The sequence below is a fragment of the Neisseria subflava genome (genome assembly GCF_005221305.1).
GTDB lineage: Bacteria > Pseudomonadota > Gammaproteobacteria > Burkholderiales > Neisseriaceae > Neisseria > Neisseria subflava.
On sequence record NZ_CP039887.1, the window covers coordinates 1,104,686 to 1,131,332 of the forward strand.

At 45.3% G+C, this 26,647-nt stretch carries 24 protein-coding genes; 3 read left to right on the forward strand and 21 right to left on the reverse strand.

Features of this window, described 5'->3' with window-relative positions; genetic code table 11:
* Positions 1–48: 48 nt before the first annotated feature.
* The 11 genes from purF to FAH66_RS05490 form a co-directional block, all read right to left on the reverse strand.
* Positions 49–1,590, reverse strand: coding sequence for an amidophosphoribosyltransferase (purF, locus tag FAH66_RS05440; RefSeq protein ID WP_137040939.1), 1,542 nt, complete (start codon positions 1,588–1,590; stop codon positions 49–51).
* Positions 1,591–1,742: 152 nt separating this feature from the next.
* Entirely contained in the window at positions 1,743–2,276 is a 534-nt protein-coding gene (locus FAH66_RS05445; protein WP_137040940.1) for a CvpA family protein, read from the reverse strand.
* Positions 2,269–3,417, reverse strand: coding sequence for a cell division protein FtsN (gene ftsN / locus FAH66_RS05450; RefSeq protein WP_137040941.1), 1,149 nt, complete (start codon positions 3,415–3,417; stop codon positions 2,269–2,271). Before ftsN ends, FAH66_RS05445 begins: the two co-directional genes overlap by 8 nt.
* A gap of 13 nt (positions 3,418–3,430) precedes the next feature.
* A complete protein-coding gene (folC, locus tag FAH66_RS05455; RefSeq protein ID WP_137040942.1) occupies positions 3,431–4,714 on the reverse strand; it encodes a bifunctional tetrahydrofolate synthase/dihydrofolate synthase in 1,284 nt (427 codons plus the stop codon).
* A gap of 38 nt (positions 4,715–4,752) precedes the next feature.
* Entirely contained in the window at positions 4,753–5,205 is a 453-nt protein-coding gene (locus FAH66_RS05460; protein WP_137040943.1) for a protein YgfX, read from the reverse strand.
* 4 nt (positions 5,206–5,209) lie between these two features.
* Positions 5,210–5,569 carry a hypothetical protein gene (locus tag FAH66_RS05465; protein ID WP_137040944.1) on the reverse strand — a complete coding sequence of 120 codons (360 nt, stop codon included), beginning with the start codon at positions 5,567–5,569 and terminating at the stop codon, positions 5,210–5,212.
* A 63-nt stretch (positions 5,570–5,632) separates the two neighbouring features.
* Positions 5,633–6,361 carry an amino acid ABC transporter ATP-binding protein gene (locus FAH66_RS05470; RefSeq protein WP_137040945.1) on the reverse strand — a complete coding sequence of 243 codons (729 nt, stop codon included), beginning with the start codon at positions 6,359–6,361 and terminating at the stop codon, positions 5,633–5,635.
* Between the two features lie 2 nt (positions 6,362–6,363).
* Entirely contained in the window at positions 6,364–7,029 is a 666-nt protein-coding gene (locus FAH66_RS05475) for an SEL1-like repeat protein (RefSeq protein WP_137040946.1), read from the reverse strand.
* A 15-nt stretch (positions 7,030–7,044) separates the two neighbouring features.
* Positions 7,045–7,824, reverse strand: coding sequence for a 16S rRNA (adenine(1518)-N(6)/adenine(1519)-N(6))-dimethyltransferase RsmA (rsmA, locus tag FAH66_RS05480; RefSeq protein ID WP_137040947.1), 780 nt, complete (start codon positions 7,822–7,824; stop codon positions 7,045–7,047).
* An 88-nt stretch (positions 7,825–7,912) separates the two neighbouring features.
* Positions 7,913–8,512: a Maf family protein gene (locus tag FAH66_RS05485; protein ID WP_137040948.1), complete on the reverse strand. Its 600-nt coding sequence runs from the start codon at positions 8,510–8,512 to the stop codon at positions 7,913–7,915.
* A gap of 14 nt (positions 8,513–8,526) precedes the next feature.
* Entirely contained in the window at positions 8,527–9,066 is a 540-nt protein-coding gene (locus tag FAH66_RS05490; protein ID WP_049350611.1) for a gamma carbonic anhydrase family protein, read from the reverse strand.
* A gap of 237 nt (positions 9,067–9,303) precedes the next feature.
* Here FAH66_RS05490 and FAH66_RS05495 point away from each other — a divergent pair, with 237 nt between their 5' ends.
* The gene (locus tag FAH66_RS05495; protein WP_137040949.1) at positions 9,304–10,182 is read left to right on the forward strand and encodes a DMT family transporter; all 879 of its coding nucleotides are present in this window, start codon (positions 9,304–9,306) and stop codon (positions 10,180–10,182) included.
* 116 nt (positions 10,183–10,298) lie between these two features.
* On the opposite strand, the gene FAH66_RS05500 is transcribed toward FAH66_RS05495, so the two are convergent.
* The 5 genes from FAH66_RS05500 to FAH66_RS05520 all read right to left on the reverse strand — a co-directional run bounded on the left by FAH66_RS05500 (position 10,299) and on the right by FAH66_RS05520 (position 17,785).
* Positions 10,299–11,762: a surface lipoprotein assembly modifier gene (locus tag FAH66_RS05500; protein ID WP_137040950.1), complete on the reverse strand. Its 1,464-nt coding sequence runs from the start codon at positions 11,760–11,762 to the stop codon at positions 10,299–10,301.
* A gap of 124 nt (positions 11,763–11,886) precedes the next feature.
* Complete coding sequence (locus FAH66_RS05505; RefSeq protein WP_137040951.1) at positions 11,887–13,806, reverse strand: hypothetical protein; 1,920 nt, start codon at positions 13,804–13,806, stop codon at positions 11,887–11,889.
* A gap of 332 nt (positions 13,807–14,138) precedes the next feature.
* Positions 14,139–15,158: a signal peptidase I gene (gene lepB / locus FAH66_RS05510; RefSeq protein WP_137040952.1), complete on the reverse strand. Its 1,020-nt coding sequence runs from the start codon at positions 15,156–15,158 to the stop codon at positions 14,139–14,141.
* Positions 15,158–16,951, reverse strand: coding sequence for a translation elongation factor 4 (gene lepA / locus FAH66_RS05515; protein WP_049351467.1), 1,794 nt, complete (start codon positions 16,949–16,951; stop codon positions 15,158–15,160). Before lepA ends, lepB begins: the two co-directional genes overlap by 1 nt.
* A gap of 132 nt (positions 16,952–17,083) precedes the next feature.
* A complete protein-coding gene (locus tag FAH66_RS05520) occupies positions 17,084–17,785 on the reverse strand; it encodes a 5'-methylthioadenosine/adenosylhomocysteine nucleosidase (protein WP_137040953.1) in 702 nt (233 codons plus the stop codon).
* Positions 17,786–17,988: 203 nt separating this feature from the next.
* On the opposite strand from FAH66_RS05520, the gene FAH66_RS05525 reads away from it, so the two are divergent.
* Positions 17,989–19,119, forward strand: coding sequence for a PilT/PilU family type 4a pilus ATPase (locus FAH66_RS05525; protein WP_070630538.1), 1,131 nt, complete (start codon positions 17,989–17,991; stop codon positions 19,117–19,119).
* A 73-nt stretch (positions 19,120–19,192) separates the two neighbouring features.
* Here FAH66_RS05525 and FAH66_RS05530 read toward each other — a convergent pair whose 3' ends face one another.
* The 5 genes from FAH66_RS05530 to FAH66_RS05550 all read right to left on the reverse strand — a co-directional run bounded on the left by FAH66_RS05530 (position 19,193) and on the right by FAH66_RS05550 (position 24,153).
* The gene (locus FAH66_RS05530; protein WP_003685068.1) at positions 19,193–20,599 is read right to left on the reverse strand and encodes a dihydrolipoyl dehydrogenase; all 1,407 of its coding nucleotides are present in this window, start codon (positions 20,597–20,599) and stop codon (positions 19,193–19,195) included.
* 253 nt (positions 20,600–20,852) lie between these two features.
* A complete protein-coding gene (locus FAH66_RS05535; RefSeq protein ID WP_137040954.1) occupies positions 20,853–21,590 on the reverse strand; it encodes a redoxin family protein in 738 nt (245 codons plus the stop codon).
* Between the two features lie 188 nt (positions 21,591–21,778).
* Positions 21,779–22,564, reverse strand: a complete 786-nt coding sequence (locus FAH66_RS05540; protein ID WP_003685330.1) for a 1-acylglycerol-3-phosphate O-acyltransferase — start codon at positions 22,562–22,564, stop codon at positions 21,779–21,781.
* A 64-nt stretch (positions 22,565–22,628) separates the two neighbouring features.
* Complete coding sequence (gene mutM, locus FAH66_RS05545) at positions 22,629–23,456, reverse strand: DNA-formamidopyrimidine glycosylase (RefSeq protein ID WP_137041614.1); 828 nt, start codon at positions 23,454–23,456, stop codon at positions 22,629–22,631.
* Between the two features lie 37 nt (positions 23,457–23,493).
* Positions 23,494–24,153: a class I SAM-dependent methyltransferase gene (locus FAH66_RS05550; RefSeq protein ID WP_137040955.1), complete on the reverse strand. Its 660-nt coding sequence runs from the start codon at positions 24,151–24,153 to the stop codon at positions 23,494–23,496.
* Positions 24,154–24,309: 156 nt separating this feature from the next.
* On the opposite strand from FAH66_RS05550, the gene FAH66_RS05555 reads away from it, so the two are divergent.
* Positions 24,310–26,418, forward strand: a complete 2,109-nt coding sequence (locus tag FAH66_RS05555) for a LysM peptidoglycan-binding domain-containing protein (protein ID WP_137040956.1) — start codon at positions 24,310–24,312, stop codon at positions 26,416–26,418.
* Positions 26,419–26,647: the final 229 nt, after the last annotated feature.

Here is a 26,647-nt window from a genome sequence, read left to right on the forward strand (position 1 = left end):
CGTCTGAACGTTAATTTTCAGACGGCCTTTATTGTAAGTCAATTTACTTTATTCTTCATCATCACTATCGCTGATACTGATGCTGTGTTCCATTTTGCTTGGATGTACCTTCAAGCCGCCACAACCTGATTTTTCGGTAGAGAGACGGTTTAGATACGCTTCGTCGATATCGCCGGTTTGATAAACACCGTTGAAGCATGAAGAATCGAAGGATTCGATTTTTGGATTGAGTGCTTTGACTACTGCTTCCAAGTCTTCTAAGTTTTGGAAAACAATGCCGTCCGCGCCAATCTCAGCCGAGATTTCTGCTGCGCTGCGGCCGTTTGCAATCAGTTCTTCACGGGTCGGCATATCGATACCGTACACATTCGGATAGCGCACTTCGGGAGCTGCAGAAGCAATATAGACTTTGCGCGCACCTGCCGCTCGTACCATTTCAACGATTTCACGGCTGGTCGTACCGCGCACGATGGAATCATCCACCAACAAAACGCTTTTGCCATTAAACTCGGTTTCCATCGGACTGAGTTTTTGGCGTACTGATTTTTTACGCGTTGCTTGTCCGGGCATGATGAAAGTGCGGCCGATATAGCGGTTTTTAATCAGACCTTCGCGGTAAGGTTTTTCGAGATGGACGGCAAGCTCCATCGCGCTGGGTCGGCTGGTATCAGGAATCGGCATCACGACATCGATATCGTCGACGGGCAACTCGCGTTTGATTTTTTCCGCCAAAGAAACGCCCATATCCAGACGCGCCTGATAGATGGATACGCCGTCGATGACGGAGTCGGGACGCGCGAAATAGACGTATTCAAAGAGACAAGGGCTGAGTTTGACTTTATCACTGCATTGACGCGACACGATTGAACCGTCAAAGCTGACAAACACTGCCTCACCCGGTTGGATATCACGTTCCAAATCATAGGCGAGCGCGTTGAAAGCAACTGATTCAGAGGCAACGGCATACGATTTTTTACCGGATTCATCGGTTTGCGAACCCAATACTAATGGACGGATACCGTGAGGATCTCGGAAGGCAACCATGCCATATCCGGCAATCATGGCTACGACACCGTATGCGCCGCGCACTATGCGGTGTACTTCGGAAACGGCGTTGAAAATATTGTCGATAGTAAGTTGATAAGGGGCTTTTTTAGAGACTTCGCGGCGTAATTCGTGCGCGAATACATTGAGTAGAACTTCAGAATCGGAGCTGGTATTAACGTGGCGCAGGTGTTTGTTGCATACGTTTTCATACAACTCTTCGGTATTGGTCAGATTACCGTTGTGTGCCAAAACAATGCCGAATGGGGAGCTGACATAAAACGGCTGGGCTTCTGCACTGCTGCCTGCATTGCCTGCAGTCGGATAGCGGACATGTGCAATGCCGGCATTACCGATCAAATCGCGCATATTGCGGGTACGGAACACTTCGCGCACCATGCCTTTGCCCTTGTGCATATGAAATATATTGCCTTCGGCAGTAACAATACCTGCTGCGTCCTGACCACGGTGTTGCAACATCTGCAAACCATCATACAACATCTGATTGACCGGCTCATGACTAACCAAACCTAATACACCACACATATCGTGCTTCTCCGAGTTTGAAGATTAAATGGGTAAGCCGTCATTATAAAATAATTTAGATGAGTTTGCTCGAATTGTTAACAATATGATGCTAAATTTACGCAAATAAAAACGGACTCAGACGACCCATAGGCCGTCTGAATCCGTCAAACTCAATCATCCAATTCTTCAACTTCAGCTGCTTTACTAGAAAGATGGGGCATTGCGCTATCTTTTCCAGGCAAATAAGGCATCGCAGCATCGGCAAGTGATTCAAAATACGGAATTGTGTACGAACTTTGCCACTCTTCCGTTTTCGGCAAATCAGTGTGTGAAAAAACCATCACTGCCAGTGTCACCAAAATCACACCTTTCACTGCACCAAATACACCGCCAAGCAAACGGTTAATGCTTCCCAAACCAACGGCAGACATCAAACTGCTCAACAGCGATCGTGCCAGTTTCTGCAACAGCCATGCCAGAAAAAACACAGCGGCAAAACCCATGGCAACCGCCAAGGAATGCGGTTCAACCGATTTAAAGACTACATCGGCAAATGGCACGGCGAGCGTTCTGGCTGCAATAAAAGATACCACCCACGCCACCATCGCCCCTGCTTCGGCAATAATACCCCGTGTCAACGAGATAATGATGCAGATGACGATGACGGCGGCCGCCAACAAATCGGCAACAGGCAAATTACTCACTGGTCACCTGACCGGCAATGCCATGTACACGCAATTTGTTCAAATCGCGCTCTGCATCGCGTGCATTTTTATAACTGGCTGATTTCACGCGATACACCTTACCTTTATCGGTCATGACTTCAGTAATGGTCGAATCGATACCTGCGGCTTTCATTTTACGTTGCAGGCTTTGCGCGCGTTCTTTTTCAGCATAACCAGCCTGAATAGCGGCTTTTTTCGCAGGCTTGGCTTCTGCTGTTTCTTTTTCAGCTTTAGGTTTGGCTTTTTCAGACGGCTTCTCGGCAGTTTTTACCTTATCGGCTTTTTCTGCTTTGGCCGTTTCTGGTTTAGCCTTTTCATTTTTTGGTTTTTCAACTTTGGCTTCTACTTTCTTAGCAGGCTCGGCCTTGTCTTTTACGCTGTCTTTGCTGTTTTTGGCAGATTTACGCTCGGCAATGGCTTTCTCTGCCTTTTCCAATTGTGCCAATTTATTGCGTTCGGCAGCGGCTTCACGCTCTGCTTTTTCAGCACGCGCTTGAAGTGCGCGTTTTTTAGCTGCCAATGCGTTTTCTTTCTCAGCAGCTTCCTGTTGGGCTTGTGTTTTACGGGCCGCAGCAGCACGTTGTTCAGCCTGACGTTGGCGGCGTTCTTCGGCTCGGCGCTCCGCAGCTTCACGTTTGGCAGCCTCGGCGCGTTGAATACGCTCGGACTCTTCCAAGCCTTTAATATTGCCGTCATCCAAAGTATCGTTGATCAAAACCAACGGCTCGCCGACATCTTCAGGAGCAGATTCACGGTTTGGCTTCAATACTTCAACCGGCGCATTATCTTCTTCGTCGCCTGCATTTTGCGGTTTATTTGATGCTTCGGCATCCGCATGGCGGGCAGCCTCCTCAGCAGCAGCGACATCCTCTTTATTAGGCTCTAAAACAACCGCCTTGCTCGGCTCGTCAGCCGTTTTGATTTGGCTCTGACCGACAGGCGCTTCTTTAAACGGTGAATTTTTATCGTCGCCGGAAGTCAGCGCCAGACCGAACAGCATACCCGATGCCACCACCAAGCCGGAGGCCAAGACCAAGCGACGGCGGTTGCGACGTTTGAGTCGTTCGTAACCGTCTAAATCGTATCCGTTTGGAGTTTCTTTTTGTTTATTGTCGGACATGATAATTTCCTCGTTAGTGTTCTTTCAAAACAGCCATTACATCGGCAACAGTATGGAATGAGCCGAAAACAACGATTCTATCATTTTCGGTTGCTTTAGCCAAAGCAGCGCGATAGGCAGCAGCGACAGTTTCAAAAACATTTACATTATCGATACCGTGTTCAGCCAGTTTATCTTGCAAAGCCTCCACCGTCATGCCGCGCGGCACATCTAAAGGCGCGATATTCCACTCGTCAAACTGGTCTTTAACGATTTCCAGCACGCCATCAATATCTTTGTCGGACAACATACTGAATACGGCGGTACGTTTTTGGGCAAAGGCAAGGTTAATCAGGCTGCGGCGCAAAGCACGGGCTGCGTGCGGATTGTGGCCGACATCCAAAACCACCAGCGGACGGCCGGGCAAAACTTGGAAACGGCCAGGATTCTCAACCAACAGCAAACCGCGTTTAATCGCGCCGATATCAACCGGCAATTGTTCGTTCAAACATTCCAACACCGTCAATGCACACGCTGCATTGGACAACTGATAAGCACCGCGCAAAGCAGGAAACGGCAAGGAATTGCGGTTACGGCTTTGGCCGTCTGAAGATTGCGGATGGAAGCGGTAGTTCCACTGTACGCTTTCCATTGATGCAAAATCAAAATCTCGCTGAACCATCAACAATTTTGCGCCAATTTCTTCTGTGTGTTTGACCAATGATTCAGGAGCAGGATTCTGACCGCATACAGCAGGTTTGCCGCTACGGAACACTCCGGCTTTCTCAAAACCGACCTGCTCAACAGTATCACCCAAAAATGCCTGATGATCCAAATCCACGCTGGTAACAACCGAGCAGTCGCCATCGAATACGTTCACAGCATCCAATCGTCCGCCCAAACCGACTTCCAAAATCATTACGTCCACATTTTCATGCATGAAAATATCGACGGCCGCCAAAGCATTAAACTCAAAATACGTCAGCGAAATTTCGCCGCGCGCCGCTTCGATGCGCTCAAATGAGGAAACAATCAGGTCGTCTGAAACCGGCTGAGTGTTGATGGCGATTCGTTCGTTGTAACGCAGAAGATGAGGACTGGTCAGCGTACCGACTTTAAAACCGGCTTCTTTATAAATATGCGACAAATAGGCGCATACGGAGCCTTTGCCATTGGTACCCGCCACCACGACGACAGGACATTGCGGCACCAAATTCATGCGTTTTTTCACTTCTCCCACACGTTCCAAACCCATATCGATAAGGCCGGAACTATGGGCAGTCTCCAAATGAGAAAGCCAGTCTTGTAATGTTTTCATTGTATTTATCGCTTCAAAAGGCCGTCTGAAACAGCCGTTTAATCCATATCTGCCGCAAGTTCTGCTTTGTCTTCTTTTTCACGGCACCAGCGTGCCCACACTTTCAGACGGCGGTAGGCATCACGGCCAGCCATATCGGGCAAGATGCAGTGTTTGACTATTTTTCCGTCAACATTCCATTGTAAAAACAAAGCATAAACCGTCAACATACTGCTGTCTTGCAAAACCGCGCTTCTTCCCTCTTCCTCGCCATTCAAGTAAACCGTCGCACGGTATTGGCGGTCGATGATGATTTTTCTAACTGTATTTTGAGCGTGAAAATTAACGGTACGCCAAGCATAGGCAAAACTGCCGGCCAATGCCGCCAAACCCAGCCACATCATCCAGCCGTAAAACTCGGCAAGGCATAAGGTAAACGCCGAAAGGTGTAAGAAGACAATCAGAATTTTCAAAGAACGCGAGGGCTTTAAGGCCGTCTGAAAACTTCGCACGGCTTTACATCATATTGTCGAAAACAGGCGTAATGTTCAATTCCGCCTCTTCCATATCCAAAACCATATCGTGGATTTCGGTATCAAAAAATTCCCAAAAAGCCTTCAAGCTTATGTCTTGCGGCCATTTGCTTTTATCGATGTCCCAGCCGGCCAATTCAGCTTCAAAAATCTGCTGGTAGCGTTCGTCAAAATAAGAAATGACGGATTCGGGTTCGTCAAATTGCGGCACAAGGAATACGGAGCAGTTGGTGCGCAGTTGCTCGACGGTCAGGTCGGGCATATTTTCATCGGCGGATTTCAGCCATTCCCAAAAACGGGCGGTCGGCTTCAGCACGACAGCAGTACGGTCAACAAAATACATTATTTTCAACTTTCAAAATCATTCAAACCGATCATGCCGTCTGAAATTTCAGACGGCCCGAGTTTAATGTGTCATCACCTGTTGCAGGAACTGTTTGGCACGCTCGTGTTTCGGATGGGTAAAAAACTCTTCCGGCGTTTCATCTTCCAGAATCTGGCCTTTATCGACAAAAATCACACGGTCGGCGACTTCGCGCGCAAAACCCATTTCATGGGTTACACACATCATGGTCATGCCGCTTTCCGCCAAGTCTTTCATCACTTTCAATACTTCGCCGACCATTTCAGGGTCAAGTGCGGAAGTCGGCTCGTCAAACAACATCACGCGCGGCTCCATCGCCAAACCGCGTGCAATCGCCACACGCTGCTGCTGACCGCCAGAAAGCTGACCGGGCAGCGCGTCTTTTTTATGTGCCAAGCCGACGCGTTCCAAAAGCTCCATCGCTTTCTTTTCCGCCTCTTCACGGCTTTGGTTTTTCACTTTCATCGGAGAAAGAATGATATTTTCCAAGACAGTCAAATGCGGATACAGATTGAAGCCTTGGAACACAAAGCCCACTTCTTCGCGCACTTTGTTCAAATCGGTTTTCGGATCGGCAACATTGATGCCGTCCACCCAAATCTCGCCGCTTTCAATGCGCTCGAGTTGGTTTACCGTACGAATCAGCGTAGATTTGCCACTGCCTGAAGGGCCACATACAACGACCACTTCGCCTTGTTTGACTTCCAGATTCACGCCGTTGATAACGTGCAAATCTTTAAAATGTTTATGTACATTTTTGAATTTAATCATGTTTATTTGACATTCTCTAAAATTGACCAGATTTTGGACGGCCTGTTTTTAATCTGTTTGGCGTAATGCTCGATTTTCTCACTGTTGTCCTTGGTATAAATGCCGCGACACAATATATCCAGCGCATCTTTGTTCAAGTCGCCATAACGGTTGTTGGTATATACCGACAGGATGCAGGCTTTCAGGGGATGGAAGGGAACGCCGTATTTCTGCGCATTATCCCGATTTCCAAACAGCCATGCGGCATCCACTAAAGCTGCATAGTTGCTCAAAGCTGCCGCTTTAAATAATTTTTCTTTGATCAGCGGATAATTTTTCTGCTTCTGATTTTCCAGTTTGAACACTTCATTCATCAATTTTTGTGAACCGTTAGGTGCAAGTTCGTCTTCTAAAGCTGTTTTATCATATTCGGCTTCAATATCATCAAGTAAGTCTTGCGCCGCTCCCTCGCCGTTTTCTGCGGCTTTTTTCAGCCAATAGTAAAACTCGCTTTCTTTAAGGTTTACAGGGTCTGTTGTCATTTCCAACTGCATGGCCAGCAGATATTGCGCTTCAGCATCGCCGGCTTTTGCTTTGCGCCGCAGGTTTTCTTCTCCGCCGGTGCCTAATGCAAATGCCGTACCGGTAATAAGTACAGCCAGCCCACACCAGACATATTTTTTCAACATTAAGTTCCCAACCTTTCAGACGACTTTTTGAACCAGATAATTGCTCAATTCCACATATTTCTCAGCGGCGATGTGTTCTGCCCTGTCCTGCGGATTGATGCCGACTGCCTGCAAATCATCATCGCCGGCAAGTTCCTTCAAATTATTGCGTATGGTTTTGCGGCGTTGATGGAAAGCCAGTTTCACCAGTTTGGCAAAATGTTCAAAATTTTCTGCTTTACCGATACGGTGTTTCACCGGAATCATGCGCACCACGGCCGAATCCACTTTCGGCGCAGGATCAAAGGACTCGGGTGGTACTTCAATCAACATTTCCATATCGAAGAAATATTGCAGCATTACGCCCAGACGGCCATAGTCGTTGGTTTTCGGCTGCGCCACCATGCGTTTGACCACTTCTTTTTGCAGCATAAAGTGCATATCGATCACATCGTCTGCCACTTCGCTCAATCGGAACAAAAGCGGCGTAGAAATATTGTACGGCAGGTTGCCGACAATTTTTTTCTTGCCTTCAATGCTGTTGAAATCAAACTGTAATACATCGCCTTCGTGTATCACCAATTTATCTGCAAACGGCAAGGTTTTCAGACGGCGTACGATGTCTCGGTCGATTTCGCAAACATGCAGGCAGTTGAGTTTTTTCGCCAAAGGCTCGGTAATAGCTGCCAAGCCCGGGCCGATTTCAATCACGATATCATCGGGCTGCGGTCTGACCGCGTTGACAATATCGCTAATAATCCGCGTATCCTGCAAAAAATTCTGCCCGAAGCGTTTCCGGGCCTTATGTTCTTTCATATCTTTCTTCAAGCAAGCTGTTTAAGGCAGTATTGTAACTGAAACAGGCGTTTTTGTCGGCACGCTTTCAGACGGCATTTGCCTAATTTTAAGCAAACGGCGGCGCTTCCAAACCCAAAGATTTCAGTAGTTGCGCAGTCTCATAAACCGGCAAACCCATCACGCCGGTAAAACTACCCTGCAAATGCTCGACAAATACGCCACCCAAGCCCTGAATCCCATACGCACCGGCTTTGTCCATCGGCTCACCGCTGGCAACATAGGCTGCAATCTCCTCAGCCGTCAACGTTTTAAAGCGCACTTCACTCACCTGCACCACATCATGGCGCACGCCTTGCCAATAAACGCATACAGCCGTCAGCACTTGATGTGTCCGTCCGGATAGGCGTTCCAGCATATCGACCGCATCCGCCTCGGATTCCGGTTTACCCAAAATAGCCGCACCATCCGCCACCGTCGTATCCGCCGTCAATACAGCAAACTCAGGCTCTTGTTCATGAGCAGCAAACCATTGCGCCACCGCCGCCTGATTTTTCTCGCAGGCCATACGGCGCACATACTCTACTGCAGCTTCGCCTTCTTTAGGGGTTTCATCAATATCCGCAGGAAGGCGGCGTACTGTGAAACCCAAATTTTCCAAAATCTCGCGACGGCGCGGACTGCCCGAAGCCAGATAAATTGCGTTCATTGTATTGATTTTCCTTATTTTGAAATTTTATGCTGGCCGGACAGGCGGACATAATGCGCAGAGGAATACGTCAAAAATTCCTTTTCCTCATCCGTCAGCGGACGCACTTGTTTCACAGGAGAGCCAACGTATAAAAAACCGCTTTCCAAACGTTTGCGCGGCGGCACCAAACTGCCTGCGCCTATCATCACATCATCTTCGACAACCGTATCATCCAAAATAATCGAGCCCATGCCCACCAACACACGATTCCCAATTCGGCAGCCATGCAGCATGACCTTATGCCCAATCGTCACATCATCGCCGATAATCAAAGGCGAACCGTCAGGCTTCGCCGCATTCTTATGCGACACATGCAAAACGCTGCCGTCCTGCACATTACTGCGCTTGCCGATAGAAATGCTGTTCACATCGCCGCGCAATACGGCATAAGGCCATATCGATACATCTTCCGCCAGCGACACTTCACCAATCACTACCGAAGTCTCATCTACAAAACAAGACTCATCAACCGACGGCACATAATCCAAAAACGCACGAATAGGGTTTGCCATTTCCAATATCCTTTTCTCAAAACCAAAACTGATCGGGCCGTCTGAAAACACGGCGTAAAACGATTTTATACTACAACAATACGAAATCAAGCTAGAAAATCATCAAAAGGCCGTCTGAAACAGTTTTCAGACGGCCTTTCATCATAAACCCTTTATCTTGGCTTACCATTATTTATCATTAGCGCCCCAGCTATATTTTATGGAATAATCGTCTTCATTTCATTCTTGGAGAAGCCGATGGAGACACGTTCGGGAAATTATGCAGCGCCCCTGCTAGTCGTCGGCTGCGTCGTCTTCGGCTTGGGCAGTTTGATCGTCAAATTTGTCGATGTCGGCTCTTACGCCATCGCATTCTGGCGCTTGCTGATCGCCGCCCCTATATTCTTCCTGTTCGGGCGTTTTTTCAGACAAAAAATGCCCACGAAAAGAAAAATGGTCGGCTACGCAATCTTATCCGGCGTTTTCCTCGCGTTCGACCTCGCCCTTTGGCACGAAAGCATTCACGCCGTAGGCCCCGGCATTTCCACCTTGCTCAACAGCCTGCAGATTTTCTTTTTAGCCGCCATCGGCTTCTTCTTTTATTCAGAACGTTTAAGCACCCTGCAAATTTTAAGTTTGATATTGGCCACCATAGGCGTAGCCTTAATCGGCAGCCCAGAATTCGGTCATAACGACAATGCCGCATGGGGATTTGTCAGCGGCGTAGTATCCGGTGCCATGCTGGCCCTGTCCATGGTTTTCGTACGCAAAACCCATGAGCAGGAAAAAGTCGGTTTGTTTCCGCTGATGATGATTTTAAGCTTCGGCGGCGCAATGGCACTGGTCATCCCATCGCTACTATTCGATGCCGCCCATCTCTACCCCAAAACTCTAAACGATGTAATTCTAGTTTCCATCTACGGCATCGTCATGCAATGCTTCGCTTGGGCATTGATTGCTTACGCCATCCCGCTTTTATCCTTATCACTGACCGGCCTGCTACTGCTCTCCGAACCAGTCGCCGCCATGTTGATCGATTATTTCTGGCTGGATAAACCGATTAATACCGTCCAATGGAGCGGCGCCACTTTGACTTTATTGGCGATTTATTTAGGTTCGTTAAAAGACAAAAAATAGATACAAAAAGGCCGTCTGAAAAATTTCAGACGGCCTTTTTTATATAATGAAATACTTAGACTCAAACCAAATTTAACAGAATTAGTTTAAGTTATATGAATCCATTAAATTATTTTTTAAAATGTTTTCTCAAAATCTATGAATACACGATTTTTAGAATAACTATTAAGCTCACCAATATTACTGTTATTTTTTGTATATCGCCAATTTAACCTTGGAGTAACACCTAGCACGCTTAATTTATTGTGCCAAATACTTAAATTAGTAATAGTTACATTATCTTTGCGATGACGATCAGTAAAAATATAATGCTTTCCATCGAAACGTTCGTGATAGTGATTGATTATAAGTCTGCTATTCAGGTTTTTGCCCCAAGTCTGTCCCCAACCAACATATCCCCCTATACGTTTAGAGCTACTACCAGCATAATGTTTTACTTTATCACGAGCATAGTTTAAACCACCTAAAAAGTAAGTATCATTGTTTAAAAGGTAAGTAGCACCTACTCCAACTTGATAATCTTTCCCCTGTCGTTCAGTATATGCATAATCTTTTTTTGCTATTGTACTGTTAGCGGACAAACGTAAATTTGGCGTTATCCAATTTGAAATGCCTAAATCTACACCTGCACGTGTGTAATAAGGATGATTTCCATAACGACGTTTTTCTAAAAATGGTATAACATAGCCATCTGTTTTAAAACTTTTATTTTTATAACCCAGGCTTATTCTTGCTACTTGATCATCATAAGCATGATTATCCCAATAAGTCACACCATCTATATCACCCGACATAGCTAAGTAGTGATTATCTTTAATATTATCATCACGATTAATAGATAACGAATAATTAAACCCATGTCCTTTTTGTGGCAAATAATCAGGATTCTTTTCAAATGCTAAATTACCAAATTGAGGAAGATGAATTTCGCGTTCCGTTGAAACATTATTAATATTGCTGTCTTGGATATAACTTAGACTACCTGAAATTTGCCATTTCTTTTTCTTCATAGCATCTTCATAAAGTGCGATAGTCGGAAGTACATCTTCAGGAAGCCCTTGCTCCTTGGCTGTATTGAATTCATGTTTCGCATTGCGAGTCTGTTTATCCTCATAAAGCATAGCAGCTAAATCTAAACGGACAGTAACAAGATAAGAATTCTGAGCGAGAATAGAACGATAAAGTTTAATAGCTTTTTTATATTTCCCTTCAGAGCGCCAAATTGCACCTTGCGCATAGGCCAATAAAATAGGATCGTGCCCGCTCCATTTTCGATATATCGGCAAGAGCTGTGCTGCCGATATATAATTTCGCATTTGTAAAGCCTGATTTAACAATGGCTCTGTCAATTCTGGTTGCTTGGCTAAATCATCTAATGTCAACGTTTGACTAGACTCTTCTAGAGAAGTACCGTCATTGTCTGAAAATAATTTATCTTGCTCTGATACTTTAGGAATAGCCATCTCCTGAATTCTTTCTACCTGTCGATCAGCTACAGTTTCAGGATTCGTCATAATTTCAGCAGACACCATTGAAGGAACTAGCGTTCCCAGCATAAAAATGAATGAATAAGACTTCATAAATCTATTTCTTAAAATTTAAGTAACAATAGTTAAATTAAAATTTTATCTATTGGTATTTTTCATATTAAAAACAATAAGCAGCAGATGCCAAGCTCCTGCTGCTTATTGTTTAATCAGCGTTTTAACGCTTGCCAACAAAACCAATATTATTTTCACCATGGCTGGTCGTAATTTTTAACACACCACCCACTTCTTCTGCATTTGGGCCAGCAAAACGTATGTCACCTTTACCATAAATCACTTCATTTTCACCTGGATTTTTTCCTTTCATCCAAACAGTGATATCTCCAGAAAGTGGTGAGCCCCCCACTAGAGAGACTTTTTGACCTGCAGTTGCAGAAGGCATTCCACTCTCTGTTTTTACATTACCACTAGCGAAATATACATCACGTTTATCATCTAAGCGACGATTGGTAATCGCTCCATTAAAGGTAACATTATTACTTAAAACAGTATTGTAAGCCATGTTTGGCTCATGAAACTGTGCAGTCATATTCATCACGCCGTCTTGTTTACCATCTCTGCTAGAATAGGCAACACCTGTATATTTGGCAGATAATCCTTTTTTAGTCTTCATATCATAGACATTGGCAACCATACCATTCTCAGTAATAACTCGGTTAAAAATGCCGATGTTAAATGGAGTATTAACCCCATAAGTACCATCGCCATTTTTATAACGCCATGCAGTTAATGAAAGATATTGTTGGTTAAAACCATTGGCTTGTCCAACATCATAAGTATAAATTGCACGAACTTCATTTACCTTTCCATAGTGCAATGCACTAAACATTTCAGCAATTACACGTTTATTTTGAAATGCGCCTAATGCCTTATTATTATCAATACCGGTATGAATTGAATATAATGACACTTCGGTCATTTGCCCTTTATCAGCTACAATCTTCAACCTACCATCTTTTTGTGTTACAAGAAAATAGCTACCAGCAGGGTAAGTATATTGTTTATCCGCAACCCAACCCAAAGCTTTAAGCGCATCTGCGCGCTCTGGATTTACTTTTGCTGCTTCCGAGCTAACTTTAAATGTAGTAGTTTTATCCAAAGTAAAGCGATATGCATATTCACCATTTTGATTAACATATAATTCGTCATCCGGATTATTATCAAAATAATTATTCAAAGAATGTGCATATTGATAACCTTTACTAGGTTTGGTAGATATGTTCCATATCGGATTCCCCTTATCATCTAACTTATATTCTACATCAGCTAATACACGGCGCCCTTTATCTAAAGAAGTTTTATTATCTGCATTAGTTCCAAAATTATTAAACCATTGTGTATAACGACTGCCCCCTACACTATCCAACTCAAATTTACTGGCCGCTTGGTCTAAGATATTAACGCTACTACCCTGTTTAATTAAAATACCGTTTGCATTACGCTTATCTACACCAATTAAATTTTTTGAATTTAATGGTGTATCAATTTCATCATAACCATACTCTCTCTTAATATATCCATCGATTTTATTTATTTTATAGCGTGTTGCCACTCCTCCCAATATAACCGTTTGAGGGCGTAAAAGTTTATATTTGCCACGCCCCCCAGAAGTTTCGATAATATGTGCACTATCATAAACAAAAGTATTCTCGGAAGCTTTCTCCAACAATGGGTTCGCAGCAAAGTTATTTGCAATAAAACCTGTATCTACTTCAGCTTGACTAAATTCAGCAAATTTATATCCTTCTTTTTCTACTGTATCATTCAATCTAAGAGTGACTAATTTATTCTGAATATTTTTAGAAATTTGCTCATTAATTTGAGCTAAATTATCTTTGCCAGTATTAGGTTTGCTTGCATTGTCCTTACCGGCGTTATCTTTACCTGTACTAGGCTTGTTTGCATTGTCCTTATTAGAACTACCTTTATTGGTATTATTACTTATATCATTAGGTGCTACAGATGGACTTGTCGGGGAACCCGGTTCTCCATTCGAGCTAGCACATGCGGCTAAAACTGCCGCACAAATACCTGTTAATACAAAATGAGTAATAGGTGATTTCTTCTGAGTAAACATAAATATAATCCTTATCAACTGAAAGTAACTTTACTTAAAACAACTAGATTATTTACTAATAATTGAAAAACTAAATATAAACAACAATTACGCCATCGTGATATTATAAACGAATACAAACAGCTTTACTTAATTTACATTTGTTAATTTTTGAAAATGTACTTATTTTGATTAATTTATAATTATCAAATACCTAATCATCTCTTAAGTTAACAATATTTCAAGCCCATCTTTTGATATTAAATTTAATATTCATCTAAGACACAAATTTTAAATTGCTATAAAAAAGGCCGTCTGAAAGACTTCAGACGGCCTTTTAATCTGTTTATTGCTTATTTGATACTGCTACCGATACGGCTGAGTTCGCCAAAGTTCATCCAAACAAAGAAGGCTTTACCGACAATCAGTTTATCATCAACAAATCCCCAATAACGGGAATCGGCGCTGTTGTCACGGTTGTCGCCCATCGCGAAATAACGGCCTTCGGGAACTTTACAGATAAAGCCATTGCCGTCTTCTGCGTATTCGCAATTTTCCAAACCGCTTGTTTCAAGCGAGTAATTGCTTTCAGGCATCACTTCAGAAGTATATTTGTTCAATACAGCAATAGATACGGAAGGCTGACCGGCCTCTTTGATAACGTCAAAAATTTTGCCGTTTAAGGCCGTCTGAAAACGCTCAAGCGTATGAATCATAGACGGATCGGTATCATCTGCGTATTGATAATTGCCGTTTGGTTTTTCGGAAATAATTTCACCGTTAACAGTCAAAACCTTATCACGGTATTCCACAACGTCGCCCGGAATACCGACAATACGTTTGATGTAATTCATCTCAGGCTGAAGTGGGTAATTGAACACCACGACATCGCCTCGGGCAATGTTGCCGACAGGGATAATGACCTTATTCAAAATCGGCAGGCGGATACCGTAAGAGAATTTGTTCACCAAGATAAAATCGCCTTTTACCAAGCCCGGACGCATGGAGCTGGACGGAATTTGGAACGGCTCGGCAATAAAGCTGCGCAACACAAAGATAACCAAGATGATGGGGAAAAAGCCGCCCATATAGTCGGTAAAATGCGCATTGTCTTCGCCGGTCTCGCTTTTTTTCAGACAGCCTTTATGGATTGCCCAAACAATACCGGTGAACACGACAAACACCAGCAATACGGCGGTAAAGCTCATAAATTCGGACAAAATGCCGAATACGCCGATCATGCACAAGAGATAACTCCATTGCAGGCCGGAGCTCCATTCGCCGTTTTCCTGACGCTCTTTACTGCTTTTGAAGTTGAGGACCAAGCCGGCTAACAGTACAACGATTGCGCCTAAAGTCAGATTTATACTCATTATTTATCACTCACTTGCAGAATCGCCAAGAATGCACTTTGCGGGATTTCCACATTGCCCACTTGTTTCATGCGGCGCTTACCTGCTTTTTGTTTTTCAAGAAGTTTTTTCTTACGCGTAATATCGCCGCCGTAACATTTTGCCAAAACGTTTTTACGCAGGGCTTTGACGTTTTCGCGGGCGATAATCTGGCTGCCGATGGCGGCTTGGACAGCGATGTCGAACATTTGGCGCGGAATCAGTTCGCGCATTTTCGCTGCCAGCTCGCGGCCTCGGTGAACAGCGCTTTGACGGTGGACAATCAGGCTCAGGGCATCGACTTTTTCGCCGTTGACCATGATGTCGAGCTTAATCAAATCAGACGGTTGGAACTCTTTGAAATGGTAGTCCAACGAAGCATAGCCGCGCGAAGTAGATTTGAGTTTGTCGAAGAAGTCCATTACAACTTCGTTCATCGGCAAATCATAAGTCAGCATGACTTGACGGCCCATGTATTGCATATTGACCTGAACGCCGCGCTTTTGGTTACACAAAGTCATAACGTTACCGACATATTCCTGCGGCACGAGGATGGTCGCAGTGATAATCGGCTCGAGAATGGTTTCGATGGTGCTGATTTCAGGCAGTTTGGACGGGTTTTCAACTTCGATTTTCTCGCCGTTTTTCAACACAACTTCATAAACCACCGTTGGCGCAGTGGTAATTAAGTCCATGTCGAACTCGCGCTCCAAACGCTCCTGCACGATTTCCAAGTGTAACAGGCCCAAGAAGCCGCAACGGAAGCCGAAACCCAATGCTTGGGAAACTTCAGGCTCAAATTTCAACGAAGCATCGTTCAGCTGCAATTTTTCCAACGCATCGCGCAAAGCTTCGTAGTCGTGGCTTTCCACCGGATAAAGGCCTGCAAATACCTGGCTTTGTACTTCTTGGAAGCCGGGCAACGGCTCAGAGGCAGGGTTGGCAACCAAAGTAACCGTATCGCCGACTTTTGCCTGACCCAATTCTTTTACTCCGGTAATCAAAAAGCCTACTTCGCCGGCTTTCAGTTCTTGTTTTTGAACCGATTTCGGCGTAAATACGCCCAGCTGCTCAACCTGCGTTTCCGCCTTGGTGCTCATAAAGCGCACTTTGTCTTTCAGCTTGATGGTGCCGTTTTTCACACGAATCAGCATGACCACGCCGACATAGTTGTCAAACCACGAATCGACGATAACAGCTTGCAACGGCGCATTTTCATCGCCGGTCGGCGCAGGGATTTTGGCAACGATTTCTTCCAAAACATCTTCCACACCAATACCGCTTTTGGCAGAACATTGAACCGCACCGACGGCATCAATGCCGATAATGTCTTCAATTTCCTGCTCCACGCGCTCGGGTTCTGCAGCAGGCAAGTCGATTTTGTTCAAAACAGGCACAACTTCCACGCCCAAATCAATCGCGGTATAACAGTTCGCCACGGTTTGCGCTTCTACACCTTGAGACGCATCGACCACCAAAAGCGCGCCTTCGCAAGCCGACAGCGAACGGGATACTTCATAAGAGAAGTCGACGTGTCCCGGAGTATCAATCAGATTGAGCTGATACACCTGCCCATCGCGTGCTTTATAGTTGAGCGCGGCGGTTTGTGCTTTAATGGTAATGCCGCGCTCTTTTTCGATGTCCATGGAGTCGAGCACCTGCGTACTCATTTCGCGCAAATCCAAACCGCCGCAGTATTGGATAAAACGGTCGGCAAGCGTCGATTTACCATGGTCGATGTGGGCAATAATGGAGAAATTCCGTATGTTTTTCATATTGTTATTAAGATAAATGCAATTAAAGTCGGAAAGGCCGTCTGAAAAAACAGGGATTCGGTTTTCAGACGGCCTTAGAATAAGGTTGAATCGTTCCGTATTCTAACGGAAATTCAACGTTTCTGCATGATTTTATAGCGATTTGACAATCTCGGTTACCATCTTCGCCGAGCTGACGGCCGCCGTTTTCAAAAACTCTTCAAAGCTGATGTCCGCTTTCTCATCTGCCGAATCGGATACGGCGCGAATAATCACAAACGGCACTTCTAACTGGTGACAAGTCTGCGCAATCGCCGCAGCTTCCATTTCCACTGCTTTGACCTCAGGGAAATGGCTGCGGATTTCCGCGACACCTTCGCTGCTGTGCACAAAACGGTCGCCACTAACAATCAAGCCTTGCGTTACAGCCGCACCTTCAAACACTTGCGCAGCCTTTTCTGCTTGGCGAATCAAGTTCTCATCCGATGCAAACGCAGCAGGAAGTTGCGGTACTTGCCCCCAAACATAACCAAAAGCCGTTACGTCAACATCGTGATGCGCCACAGTTTCGCCGATGACCACATCGCCGACCTTCAATCCTTTGCCCAAACCTCCTGCACTGCCGGTATTGATGATGCAATCCGGTGCAAACTGATGAATGACCCAAGAAGTCGAAACCGCTGCATTAACCTTACCGATACCGCTTAAAACCAATACCATGCGTTTTCCTGCCAACTCGCCTTCATACGCCGAGAATTTACCGAAGGACACATGCTTGACATTAGCCATGCTTTCACGCAAAAGCTCGATTTCCTGCTCCATTGCGCCGACCACGGCAATTGTTTGTACTGACATCTCGTTACCTTTCCATTCACTAATCGGGCAACATTATAACAGCAGAATTTAAAATCACAGGGATACTGAAAAATCTGCTATATTCCCAGAACGACACTCAATTTAAAATAGATTGACGCTCGAGCTGGCAAACAGCAAATAATGGTTGCTTCTGTTATAATTATTCTCAATGAAATAACTTAATATTAACTATCTGAATTCTTATGTTTGACGAAAATACTCCGGGTGCAAAAGAAGAATTGTTCGCTTGGCTACACCATATGAACACATACAAAGGCTCCGACCTTTTCATTACCACCAATTTCCCGCCGGCCATGAAAGTGGACGGCAAAATTACGCGACTGAGTGATGAGCCGTTGAGTGCTGAAAAATGTATGGAAATCGCTTTTTCGATTATGTCTTCCAAACAAATCGAAGAATTTTCTTCCACCAACGAATGCAACTTCGCCATCAGCCTGCCCGATACCAGTCGCTTCCGTGTCAATGCCATGGTTCAACGCGGTGCAACAGCTTTAGTGTTCCGCTCCATTACCAGCAATATCCCGAAATTTGAAACGCTCAATCTGCCCCCTATTCTGAAAGACATCGCCCTCAGAAAACGCGGCCTGATTATTTTTGTCGGTGGTACAGGTTCGGGCAAGTCCACTTCTCTCGCCTCCCTTATCGACTATCGAAACGAAAACAGCTTCGACCACATTATCACCATCGAAGACCCGATTGAGTTTATCCACCAACACAAAAACTGCATCATCACCCAACGAGAAATCGGCGTAGATACCGAAAATTGGCCGATTGCGCTGAAAAACACCCTGCGCCAAGCACCGGATGTTATCTTGATTGGCGAAATCCGCGACCGCGAGACCATGGACTACGCTATTTCCTTCGCGGAAACCGGCCATTTGTGTATGGCGACACTACATGCCAACAATACCAACCAAGCACTCGACCGCATCATCAACTTCTTCCCCGAAGAGCGCCGTACCCAGTTGCTGACAGACTTGTCGCTCAACCTGCAAGCCTTTATTTCACAAAGACTGATTCCCCGTGAAAGCGGACGGGGTCGTGTGGCGGCGGTCGAAGTTTTGCTCAATTCGCCGATTATTGCCGACTTGATTCAAAAAGGCGAAGTCCACAACATCAAAGAAATGATGAAAAAATCAACCGGCATGGGCATGATCACTTTTGACCAAGCCTTGTATGATTTGTATGAAAACGGCGATATCAGCTATAAAGACGCTATTAAAAATGCCGACTCCCCCCATGACTTGCGCCTAGACATTCAATTACGAAGCCGTCGTGCGCAAAATGCCGGTCCGGATTTAGAATTGATTTAACAGCTTCAAAGCATAGAAAAGGCCGTCTAAAACCTTACTACGAGTTTCAGACGGCCTTTATTCCATCAAATAATCAAGCCTGTTTCAGTTTTGCATCGGCATCACGCAATGCAGTACGCAGACCTTCCTCGATAACCGGATGGTAGAACGGCATATCCAGCATTTGCGGAATCGTCATCTTCATTTGATGCGCCCAAGCCATCAAGTGTGCCAAATGTTCGGCAGCAGGGCCGACAACTTCCGCACCAATGAAACGGCCGGTCGCTTTCTCAGCATACAAACGCATATGGCCTTTGTTGACCAACATAACGCGGCTGCGGCCTTGATTTCGGAAGGAAACCTCGCCGATGACAAACTCATCAGGCTGATATTTCGCCGTAACTTGCGCGTATTTCAAGCCGATAGTGGCAATTTGCGGACTGGTGAATACCACGCCGATTACGCTACGGCGCAAACCGCCCTCAATATTCGGGAAAATAGCGGCATTGTGGCCGGCAATTTTGCCTTGGTCGGAAGCTTCATGCAGCAGAGGCAATTGATTGGACGCATCGCCTGCGATAAAGATATGCGGAATGCTGGTTTGCATGGTCAACGGATCGGCAACAGGCACGCCACGCGCATCTTTTTCGATATTCAGGTTTTCCAAACCGATATTGTCCACGTTCGGACGGCGACCGGCGGCAGCCAAAGCATATTCGGCATGGAACACACCTTTTTCGCCATCTTGTTCCCAATGAACTTCAACATTACCTTCTGCATCCAATTTGACTTCGGTTTTGGCATCCAAATGCAAAGTCAACTCTTCACCAAAAACGGTTTTGGCTTCTTCAGCGACAACAGGATCGGAAATACCGCCAATCGCACCGGCTACGCCAAAAATCTCAACTTTTACGCCCAAACGGTGCAAAGCCTGACCCAACTCTAAGCCGATTACGCCAGGGCCGAACACGGCCACACTCTTAGGCAAGGTATCCCAAGAAAAAACATCATCGTTCACAATCAAGCGATCGCCTAAAACTTCCCACTGTGGGAAAATCACAGGGCGCGAACCGGTGGCAATCACAAAACTTTTTGCAGTAATTTGAGTGTGGTCATCAATTTGGACGGTGTGTTCATCAACAAATTTTGCCGTACCCATAATACGCTTGTCGGCAGGCCACTCTTCTACATCGCTGACTACAAAACCGACAAAACGGTCGCGTTCGGACTTCACGCGGTGCATGACTTCTTCGCCGTTTACCGTTACGCTGTCTTTATCCAAATGTACGCCAAACGGATCGGTATGCAGAGCATGATGGCGCGCTTCCGCAGCCGCAATCAGCAATTTGGACGGCATGCAGCCGACACGTGCACAAGTTGTTCCGAATACATTGTTTTCAATCAGGTAAACATTGTCTGTATGAAGTCGGGCATTGCGAAATGCGCCCATACCGGCTGTACCGCCACCCAGTACTACCACATCTGCTTGAATCTTTTTCATATTTTATCCTTACTGTCTATATCCAAACCGATATTGCCATCAGGTTATCCGTTTTCAGACGGCCTAAACTTCATAAACTATCAAAATCTAAAAATTAATAGCCAATACCTAAATATCGATTTAAAACAATAATCTCAAATTCTACTTGTAAATATAGAGTTATTCAGAACGCCGATTTGCAAACGTCGTTTGAATAACTCTATATTTGGGTCTTTCAGACGGCCTTTTCAAGCCGTCTTAAGCATACAGGCAATTAGTTTTTAGCCAAGTAAGCTTCCAAGTCTTCGCTGCCGCCGATGTATTTGCCGCCGATGAATACTTGAGGAGCAGTCATCTTGCCGGTAATAGCGCGTACGGAAGTAACAGTTGCATCTTTGCCCAATACGATTTCTTCGTAAGACAAGCCTTTGTCTTGCAGAGCTTTTTTAGCTTTAGCACAGAATTGGCAGCCAGGTTTGGTGAAGATGGCAACGGACTCTTGAGCTTTCCACTCAGGAGCGATATATTTCAACATAGTGTCAGCGTCAGACACTTTGAAAGGATCGCCTGGTTCTTCAGGTTCGATAAACATTTTTTCAACCACGCCGTCGTTAACCAGCATGGAGTAACGCCAAGAGCGTTTACCGAAGCCCAAGTCTTCTTTGCCAACCAACATGCCCATGCCTTCAGTGAATTCACCGTTGCCATCAGGAATCATGTAGATGTTGTCAGCTTCTTCTTCAGCAGCCCAAGCGTTCATTACGAAAGTGTCGTTTACAGATACGCAGTAGATTGCGTCAACACCGTTTTCTTTGAACGCGCCAAACAATTCGTTGTAGCGTGGCAGATGAGAAGAAGAGCAAGTTGGAGTAAATGCGCCAGGCAGAGAGAACACGACTACTTTTTTGCCTTTGAACAAATCATCAGTAGAAACATCTTTCCAAGTGTCGCCAACGCGAGTGCGGAATACTACGGAAGGTACTTTTTGACCGGTACGATCTTGCAAAGCCATTTTTAAGCTCCTTAAAAATTCGGGTTTGAGAAATGAATCAATGCTTGCATTCTAATGCAGGCCTATCGATTTGTATAATTTATAGTTCAAATAATATTAATTATATTAAACTATCAATTCAATTAAACCGAAAACAGCTGTTTCTTTAAATGGAGGCCGTCTGAAATAAAACAAGTACCTGACTGAAATTATTTTTTAGGTAAGGGCTGAACGGGAGAATCCGAAGCCACAATTTCACCGATGGCTGTTTCCGCAATATCCTTCAAAACATAGCGGTCTTTATCCGGCATGTCTGTCGGTTTGTATTGAGGCGAGAAATCCAAACGGATACGGATTTTCTTCATAGAAACAATACGCCATAAAGACTGAAACAGGTTTACCTCCGCATAGGATGGCAGATCCGTCCGTTGTCCTTCGCCATCATAATATCGCAAAGTTACTGCCTGAATCGGCGCTTTCGCATCAATAGCCGATTGAAACAGGGCTGCTTTAAACGGCAAAATACCCAAGCCAGAAGAAGTGCGTGCCTCGGGAAAGAAACTGACATTTTGCCCTGCTTTCAATGCCGCACAAATCGCCTGATTAATCGGCTCGATATCACGGCGGGAATTGCGCTTAATAAACACCGTGCCGGCATTTTTACCCATTTTCCCCAAAACCGGCCAGCCGCTAATTTCCTGTTTCGCAATAAAACTGCTCGGATAAACGGCACTCATGGCAAAAATATCCAACCAAGACACATGATTGGCCACCACCAAAGTACCGCTCACATTTCCTTGCGGCGGTACGCCGATTTCCAATTCGATATCCAAAGCATCCAACGCACCTTTTCCCAAAACAACCACAGCGTGATTGCGTTCCTCTGCATTGTTGCCATCGATGGCACGCAAATCCCGACCGGTTCTGAATAACCAAGCTGCCAAACGGCAAAGTCTGCCCAGTCGTTTAAAAAAAGGAGCTTTTTGTTTAGACATAAAATTTCTTCTGTATTGTGTTCATTATTTTCAGACGGCCTCTGACATTTAAGGCCGTCTGAAACTATTTCTGGCAATTTGGACAATAAAATGTTCCACGCTGCCCCAAAGTTTCTTTAAAAATCAGCCCGCCACATTGGACACAAGGCTCATTGTGGCGGCCATAGACCGTATACTCCTGCTGAAAGTAGCCGCTTTTTCCATCGCTATTAACGAAGTCTCGCAGCGTACTGCCGCCGGTTTCAATCGCCCTTTGCAGAACCGCTTTAACGGTTTCCACCAATAATGCGCATTCTTTTTTGGTCAGCTTATTCGCCGGACGCAATGGCGAAATACCTGCCTTAAACAGACTTTCATTCGCATAAATATTGCCAACGCCAACCACCACCGCATTATCCATCAGCGCTAATTTAACTGCTCGCTTTTGGTTTTTCAATTTCTGATACAGGTAATTTGCATCAAAATCGTCCGAGAGCGGCTCCGGCCCCAGTTTTTCCAACAGCGGATGATGCTCGGCAATACCCTCATACCACAATACCGCACCAAATTTACGCGGATCGTGATAACGCAATACGGTACCGTCATCAAATACAAAATCCAAATGATCGTGTTTATCTGGTGTGGCGATACGCTCATCATCGGCGGTAAAAATCCGCAAACTGCCGGACATACCTAAATGAATAAGTAAAATACCTGTTTCAAAAGTAATAATCAAATACTTCGCACGACGGTTGCATGCCAAAATTTTGCGCCCGGCCAAAATTTGCGCCAAGTTTGGATGGATAGGCCATCTCAATTTAGACTGGCGAATAATGACTTTTTCTATCTTCTTGCCATCAATATGCGGCGCGATTCCGCGTAAAGTCGTCTCCACTTCAGGTAATTCAGGCATCATTATTCTCCAAATCCATATATAGGCCGTCTGAAAACTATTCGGTCAAACGCGCCGTACTTAAAGCAACCGTATTGCCATCGAATGCAGATTCCAATTCAGGCAAAGGATGGACACCAATTAAATGTCTCGTTAAAACCACACCATAAACCGCCGCACATTGAGGCCACCACCTATCCCCCGCCTTTTCCATAAACCGCCAAAACCGCAAAGCAGATGGCGAATTCACAGCAGGCAGATAATCCATAAACTGCCCATATTCCATTTCAAAACCAATAGCGGCAATTTTTCGTTTCAACTCAGCCAGCGCCAAGCATTGAGATTTCATAGGCAATCTTTTGCCATCAAACCACGAGCTCAATCCCCACAAAGATTTAGGGTTAAATCCCGTCAAAATCAACCTGCCCTCGGGTTTTAATATCCTAAATGCCTCTTGCAACACCAAATCGGCAGATGAAATTTCCAAAAGATGGGGCATCAATAATACATCCACAGAATGCGTTTCAAATGCCAACATTTCAGCATCCATCCGCACATCGCGCGGCACCACAATCATATTTTCAGACGGCCTCTGCCATATACCGCCTAATTGAACTGCCACTTGGCCATTCAAATATTGCAAATGCCGTCTGAAAAAATCCGCCTCTTTTTGAGCAAGATATTGTCCCATTGGCGTTTGCATAAAAAAAACTTCCATTAAAGACTCCCCTATGCATTCTGGCTTGTGTGACAGAATTTTAACACCACGGCCACATCATACAAGCAAATTCCCTGCTCGACTTGACGTTTGAATGCTGAAACGATACCATCGAAAAGACGAAATTTTATTATATATTTGATAACTCTATTTACTATGGCAAAACTAAAAACCATCGCTCTGACCGTTTCAAGCCTGTCGGCAGTTTCCGCCACAGCCTACGCGCAAAACGCCACGCCCAACCAAGTCGGCATGGCCATGATGCGCCTCAACTCCGCCCTGCTCGACCAAGCCAAAGCACAAACCTTCGGCTCTGGCAGCTTGTGGGCATCATTGCGTAAAGACTTCCGCATCAACGAAGTCAACACAGAACTGGTTCGCCGCCATGAAAACAAATTTGCTGCAAACAGTGCATATTTCGACCGCACCATCTCCCGCAGCAAACCTTATATGTACCATATTGCCAATGAAGTTAAAAAACGCAATATGCCTGCTGAAATCGCTTTGCTGCCTTTCATTGAAAGCGCATTCGTGACCAAAGCCAAATCACACGTCGGCGCATCCGGCCTGTGGCAATTTATGCCGGCTACCGGCCGCCACTTCGGCTTGGAAAAAACGCCTTTGTATGACGGCCGCCACGACGTTTACGCCGCTACCGATGCCGCATTGAACTACCTACAATACTTGCACGGTATGTTCGGCGACTGGTCTTTGGCCCTTGCCGCTTACAACTGGGGCGAAGGTAACGTCGGCCGCGCCGTAAACCGTGCCCGTGCGCAAGGTTTGGAGCCGACATACGAAAACCTACGTATGCCGAATGAAACACGCAACTACGTTCCAAAACTTTTGGCCGTCCGCAACATCGTTGCCAACCCGCAAACTTTCGGCATGAATATCAGCGAAATCAGCAATCAACCGTATTTCAAATCTGTCAGCATCGACAAACCTATTGATAACAGCACAATCGCTCGCTTTGCAAACATCAGCGAAAGCGAACTGTTGGCACTCAACCCAGGTTTCAATGCCCCAGTATTTATCCCTAAAAACAACCGTCGTCTGTTGTTGCCAGTTTCTGCGGTTTCTGCATTTGAGAAAAACTACCGCAATGCCAATCCAGATACCCTGATGTCTTGGGATATTTATACCTCTTTGGGCAACAAAAAACTTAATGCCATTGCTAACGATACCGGCATGAGTGTAGCCGAACTCAAACGCCTCAATAGCCTGAGCGGCAGTGCCATTTCTGAAGGTCGCAGCATTTTGGTGGCTAAAAACTCAGCTACCCAAAGTCAAGATATCATTAACTTTATCGACAAAGACAATACGCCGGATACTTACCAATCCAATATGCCGGCCATGTCTCCGATTATTGCTTCCAACGTAGCAGAACCGGTTAAAGTCGCTCAAAATACCGTGACCAATATTGTTTCTCCTGTTGTTCCACAGTCCAGCAAACCGGTTGACTTTATTGCACGCAGCAAAGCTGAAAACGTTACTTCCGTAGCGGTAACAGAAACCAAGGCGCAGCCTCAAGTTGCAAATGCGGATGTAGCCGCCCCTGTTGTAGCCATGCCCCATACTACTTCTGATCCTGCTGCTACAAATGTTGCAGAAGCACCCAAAGCAGCTATCCCTGCCGACTTGACTGCACCGACTGTTGCCGCAAACGATGTAGCCCCTGCTCTAGCAGTTGAATCTGTTGCTGCTGCGCCGGTTCAAGAAGAGCATGATGACCTGATGGCTTTGGTACAAAGCCGACCTGCGGAGGAACCTGCAGCGACTGTCGCTGAAGCAACTCCTGAAGCCAAACAAGTTCAAACTGTTGTCACTGCCGAAAGTGCTCGTGCCGCACGTATCGCAGCCAATACCGCTAAACAACAACGCCGCATCAATGCGCGTCTTGCCCGTGTAAACGGTCAACAAAACACACAAACTGCAGCACTTGAAGCAGGCACACACCGCGTGGCAGATGGCGATACGCTGTTTAACATCTCCAAACGTTACAACTTGAGCGTAGCTGATTTGATTATTGCCAACAACATCAAAGGCAACAATATCAAAAAAGGCCAAATCCTTCGGGTCACAGCTGCTCCTGCAAAAGTCCGCAGCAACCCGATTCAAAACGTTTCCTACACTGTACGCAAAGGCGATACTTTGAACACCATCGCCAACCGTTTCAATGTTGATGTTAATGATATCCGCCGTTGGAACCGCAATACCCGTACTGTGACTCCTGGTCAACGTTTGAAACTGATCGGTAGCTAATACTTGCTTCAAAACAAAGGCCGTCTGAAACATTCAGACGGCCTTTTCTTTATGATAAATAATAAATTCAATTTTTAAAAACAAAATAGCTATCTCTTCAAGCCATAAACATCTATGCAATAACTACCACATAGAAAAAAGAGTGTGCAAAAACACACTCTTTCTCAAACAGATTGCCATCAAATTTTACTCTTAACACCTACATTCAAACATATAAATTCTGTATAAA

Coding starts and splice junctions, on each gene's coding strand:
- purF (WP_137040939.1), bottom strand. CDS start 1,590: ATGTGTGGTGTATTAGGTTTGGTTAGTCATGAGCCGGTCAATCAGATG.
- ftsN (WP_137040941.1), bottom strand. CDS start 3,417: ATGTCCGACAATAAACAAAAAGAAACTCCAAACGGATACGATTTAGAC.
- folC (WP_137040942.1), bottom strand. CDS start 4,714: ATGAAAACATTACAAGACTGGCTTTCTCATTTGGAGACTGCCCATAGT.
- FAH66_RS05465 (WP_137040944.1), bottom strand. CDS start 5,569: ATGTATTTTGTTGACCGTACTGCTGTCGTGCTGAAGCCGACCGCCCGT.
- FAH66_RS05470 (WP_137040945.1), bottom strand. CDS start 6,361: ATGATTAAATTCAAAAATGTACATAAACATTTTAAAGATTTGCACGTT.
- FAH66_RS05475 (WP_137040946.1), bottom strand. CDS start 7,029: ATGTTGAAAAAATATGTCTGGTGTGGGCTGGCTGTACTTATTACCGGT.
- rsmA (WP_137040947.1), bottom strand. CDS start 7,824: ATGAAAGAACATAAGGCCCGGAAACGCTTCGGGCAGAATTTTTTGCAG.
- FAH66_RS05485 (WP_137040948.1), bottom strand. CDS start 8,512: ATGAACGCAATTTATCTGGCTTCGGGCAGTCCGCGCCGTCGCGAGATT.
- FAH66_RS05490 (WP_049350611.1), bottom strand. CDS start 9,066: ATGGCAAACCCTATTCGTGCGTTTTTGGATTATGTGCCGTCGGTTGAT.
- FAH66_RS05495 (WP_137040949.1), top strand. CDS start 9,304: ATGGAGACACGTTCGGGAAATTATGCAGCGCCCCTGCTAGTCGTCGGC.
- FAH66_RS05500 (WP_137040950.1), bottom strand. CDS start 11,762: ATGAAGTCTTATTCATTCATTTTTATGCTGGGAACGCTAGTTCCTTCA.
- FAH66_RS05505 (WP_137040951.1), bottom strand. CDS start 13,806: ATGTTTACTCAGAAGAAATCACCTATTACTCATTTTGTATTAACAGGT.
- lepB (WP_137040952.1), bottom strand. CDS start 15,158: ATGAGTATAAATCTGACTTTAGGCGCAATCGTTGTACTGTTAGCCGGC.
- lepA (WP_049351467.1), bottom strand. CDS start 16,951: ATGAAAAACATACGGAATTTCTCCATTATTGCCCACATCGACCATGGT.
- FAH66_RS05520 (WP_137040953.1), bottom strand. CDS start 17,785: ATGTCAGTACAAACAATTGCCGTGGTCGGCGCAATGGAGCAGGAAATC.
- FAH66_RS05525 (WP_070630538.1), top strand. CDS start 17,989: ATGTTTGACGAAAATACTCCGGGTGCAAAAGAAGAATTGTTCGCTTGG.
- FAH66_RS05530 (WP_003685068.1), bottom strand. CDS start 20,599: ATGAAAAAGATTCAAGCAGATGTGGTAGTACTGGGTGGCGGTACAGCC.
- FAH66_RS05535 (WP_137040954.1), bottom strand. CDS start 21,590: ATGGCTTTGCAAGATCGTACCGGTCAAAAAGTACCTTCCGTAGTATTC.
- FAH66_RS05540 (WP_003685330.1), bottom strand. CDS start 22,564: ATGTCTAAACAAAAAGCTCCTTTTTTTAAACGACTGGGCAGACTTTGC.
- mutM (WP_137041614.1), bottom strand. CDS start 23,456: ATGCCTGAATTACCTGAAGTGGAGACGACTTTACGCGGAATCGCGCCG.
- FAH66_RS05550 (WP_137040955.1), bottom strand. CDS start 24,153: ATGGAAGTTTTTTTTATGCAAACGCCAATGGGACAATATCTTGCTCAA.
- FAH66_RS05555 (WP_137040956.1), top strand. CDS start 24,310: ATGGCAAAACTAAAAACCATCGCTCTGACCGTTTCAAGCCTGTCGGCA.